4 protein-coding genes are annotated in these 3,290 nt (G+C 71.8%); 3 read left to right on the top strand and 1 reads right to left on the bottom strand.

All coding sequences use genetic code 11. The features are described 5' to 3' along the window. Positions 1 to 79 precede the first annotated feature (79 nt). Positions 80 to 1,312, bottom strand: a complete 1,233-nt coding sequence (locus ACFT55_RS19805; protein ID WP_380245566.1) for an MFS transporter — start codon at positions 1,310 to 1,312, stop codon at positions 80 to 82. A gap of 129 nt (positions 1,313 to 1,441) precedes the next feature. Between ACFT55_RS19805 and ACFT55_RS19800 the strand changes: the two genes are divergently transcribed. From ACFT55_RS19800 to ACFT55_RS19790, 3 genes are all read left to right on the top strand, one after another. Further along, complete coding sequence (locus ACFT55_RS19800) at positions 1,442 to 1,969, top strand: MarR family winged helix-turn-helix transcriptional regulator (protein ID WP_380245565.1); 528 nt, start codon at positions 1,442 to 1,444, stop codon at positions 1,967 to 1,969. 99 nt (positions 1,970 to 2,068) lie between these two features. After that, positions 2,069 to 2,680 (top strand): ClpP family protease, encoded by a 612-nt coding sequence (locus ACFT55_RS19795; RefSeq protein ID WP_380245564.1) that lies wholly within the window; start codon positions 2,069 to 2,071, stop codon positions 2,678 to 2,680. Continuing rightward, positions 2,680 to 3,285: a ClpP family protease gene (locus tag ACFT55_RS19790; protein ID WP_380245563.1), complete on the top strand. Its 606-nt coding sequence runs from the start codon at positions 2,680 to 2,682 to the stop codon at positions 3,283 to 3,285. Before ACFT55_RS19795 ends, ACFT55_RS19790 begins: the two co-directional genes overlap by 1 nt. Positions 3,286 to 3,290 lie beyond the last annotated feature (5 nt).

Here is a 3,290-nt window from a genome sequence, read left to right as displayed (position 1 = left end):
GGGCGTGGTCCGCCCGGCGCCCGTCGCGGCACGCTCGCGGGACGGCGTCGCCGCCGTCACCGCCGTCGACGCGCTGCGGTCACAGCTCCGACATGGCCTCCTCGGGCGTGCCCTCGACGGCGGCGGCGGCCTTGTTCCAGCGTGCCCACAGCACGCGCTCCCCCAGCTGACCAGCCATCTTGTGGGCGGTGAGCAGGAAGACGACCACGCCGACGGCGAGCACGCCGACGCCGACCCAGTACGGCGCGGAGGCGCCCACCGGGTGCAGCAGGCCGGCGATCACCGGGGCCGGGGCGGCGAAGCCCCAGCGCACGAGGTTGAACGCGCCGGTCGTGACGCGGCGGTCGGGGTCGCCGAGCGCCAGCGACAGGTCGGTGAGGATCGCGTTGGCGATGCCCATGAAGACGCCGGCGACGACGAGGACGACGATCGAGGCCGCCGTCGGGAGCCCGAGCGCGAGCAGGAGCGTCATGACGAGGACGCCGGCCACGGCCACGCCCAGGGTCTGCACGGCGCCGATCGTGTGGGCCAGCTTGTGCCCGACGACGAGGATGCCGAACGCGAGCCCGAGGCCCCACGCGGTGAACACGAGACCCAGCGGGATGACGTCGAGCCCCAGGAAGATCGGCGTGTAGCCGAGGATGATGAAGAACACGAAGTTGTACGTCGCGGTCACGACGGCGAGCGCGAGGAACGCGGGCTTGCGGAACAGGGAGAAGACCTGGCCCACGTGCAGCGGTGCCGGCTTCTCTGCCGGGTCCTTCAGCTTCGTGATCGACATCGCGAGGGCGATGATCATGAACAGCCCGCAGGCGAAGAACGGCACGCGCCAGCTGATGCTGCCCAGCAGCCCGCCGATGAGGGGGCCGACCGCGAACCCGAGGCCGACGCAGGTCTCGAAGATCCCGACGACCCACTCGCGGTCGTTGGCGAGCGAGACGAGCAGCACCATCGCGGTGGCGAAGAACATCGCGTTGCCGAGGCCCCACAGGCCGCGCAGCGCCGCGAGCTGGCCGATGGAGGTGCTCAGCGCGGCGAGGATGGCGGCGATCGCGACGAGGGTGACCCCCGCGCCGAGGATCTTCTTGTACCCGAACTTCCCGGTCGCCAGCACGGCGGGGATCATGCCGATCGCCATGACGGCGATGTAGGCGGTGAACAGCAGCTCGATCTGCCACGTCGTCGCACCGATGGCCTCCCCGATGACCGGGAGGATCGGGTCGACGACCGCGATGCCGGCGATGGCGAAGAACGCGGTCAGCGCGGTCGCGTAGATCGCGGTCTTGTTCGGTTCGTTGCGTGTGCCTGCCACGGACTCCTCACTCCTGCCCCACGGGTGCCGCGGGCTTCGTCTCCTGGTGCGGCGCCGTCACGGTCGCCGGACGCGCCTCCGGGCGCGAGATGCCTGCATCATGCAGGTAATTACCTGTAGAATACACCTATGATCGCTTCCCCGGGTAACAGTTCGGCGCCCGAACGCCCTGACCTGCGCGTCGACCCCGAAGGCTCGACCCCGGCGGACCTCGCGCGCATCGAGCTCGGCCTCGCCCAGCTGCTGCGCCGGGCCGAGCGCACCAGCGCCGCCACCACGGCACGCCTGGGGCACCAGGACCTCGACCGCTCCGGGTACCTCCTGCTGCACGCCCTGCGCGACGGCGGCCCGCAGCACGTCAGCGTCCTCGCCGACCGCCTGGGCCTCGACGCCTCCACCGTCACGCGCCAGGTGGTCGCCCTCGACCGTGCCGGCCACGTCGAGCGCAGCCGCGACCCGCAGGACCGGCGTGCCGTCGTGGTCACCGCGACGGCGAGCGGCCGCCGCGCGCTCGCGACGCAGCGCCGGCACCGGGGCGCCCTGTACGCCACCGTCCTGGAGGGCTGGACCGCCGACGACCGGGCCCACCTCGCGGACCTCGTCGAGCGTCTCAACGCCGACCTCGACTCCTTCAAGCGGGCGGGCGTCACCGACTGAGACCTGCGACTGAGACCTGCGACTGAGATCTGCCCTGGGCAGATGCGCTCCCGGCAGAGAGCCCTCCCGCTGCGCCGTCGGCCGGGGGACGGTGAGGTCATGAGCACACCGACACCGACCAGTCCTCCCGCCTTCGACGACCAGCTGACCTCCCGCCTGCTGCACCAGCGCATCGTGGTGATCGGCACCGAGATCGACGACGCCGTCGCGAACCGCGTCTGCGCCCAGCTCCTGCTCCTGTCGGCCGAGGACGCGCGGTCCGACGTCGCCCTCTACGTCAACTCCCCCGGCGGCTCCGTCAGCGCCGGTCTCGCGATCTACGACACCATGCGACTGCTCCCCAACGACGTGGCCACCGTCTGCTTCGGCTTCGCCGCGAGCATGGGGCAGTTCCTCCTGACCACCGGCACGAAGGGCAAGCGGTACGCCCTGCCGCACGCCCGCGTGATGATGCACCAGCCCTCCGCCGGCATCGGCGGCACCGCCGTCGACATCGCGATCCAGGCGGAGAACCTCGAGCACACCAAGCGGGTGATGCACGAGCTCATCGCCCAGCACACCGGGCGCACCGTCGAGCAGATCGCCGCCGACAGCGACCGCGACCGCTGGTTCACCTCCGCCGAGGCCGTGGAGTACGGGATCGTCGACCGCATCGTGGAGAACGTGGACGACGTGCGACCCACGGCCGCCGGCCGGAAGGCGGGGCTGTGATGAGCTCCTACACGATCCCGAACGTCGTCGAGCGGACACCGCTGGGCGAGCGCTACTCCGACGTGTTCAGCCGGCTGCTGCGCGACCGGATCGTCTTCCTCGGCACGGAGGTCGACGACGGCGTGGCGAACGTCGTCATGGCGCAGCTGCTGCACCTCGAGTCCGAGGCGCCCGACCAGGAGATCGGGCTGTACATCAACTCCCCCGGCGGCTCGGCCACCGCCATGACCGCCATCTACGACACGATGCAGTACGTGCGCTGCGACGTCGCCACGACGTGCATGGGCCAGGCGGCGTCGGCGGCCGCCGTGCTGCTGGCGGCCGGGACGCCCGGCAAGCGGACCGTGCTGGAGCACTCGCGCGTGCTGCTGCACCAGCCGTCCAGCCAGGGGCAGGGCACCGTGTCCGACCTCGCCATCCAGGCGCGCGAGGTGCTGCGGCTGCGGGCGGAGACGGAGGAGCTTCTCGCCCGGCACACCGGGCAGACCCCCGAGCGGCTGCGGGCGGACACCGACCGTGACCTCATCCTGTCGGCGCACGACGCCGTCGCGTACGGGGTGGCCGACGCCGTCGTCACCTCCCGGAAGCTGTCGGCCGCCGCCTGACCGGC

Source organism: Isoptericola sp. NPDC057191 (genome assembly GCF_042670225.1).
In the GTDB taxonomy this organism is placed as follows: domain Bacteria; phylum Actinomycetota; class Actinomycetes; order Actinomycetales; family Cellulomonadaceae; genus Isoptericola.
This window is presented reverse-complemented; position numbering and strand designations above follow the sequence as displayed.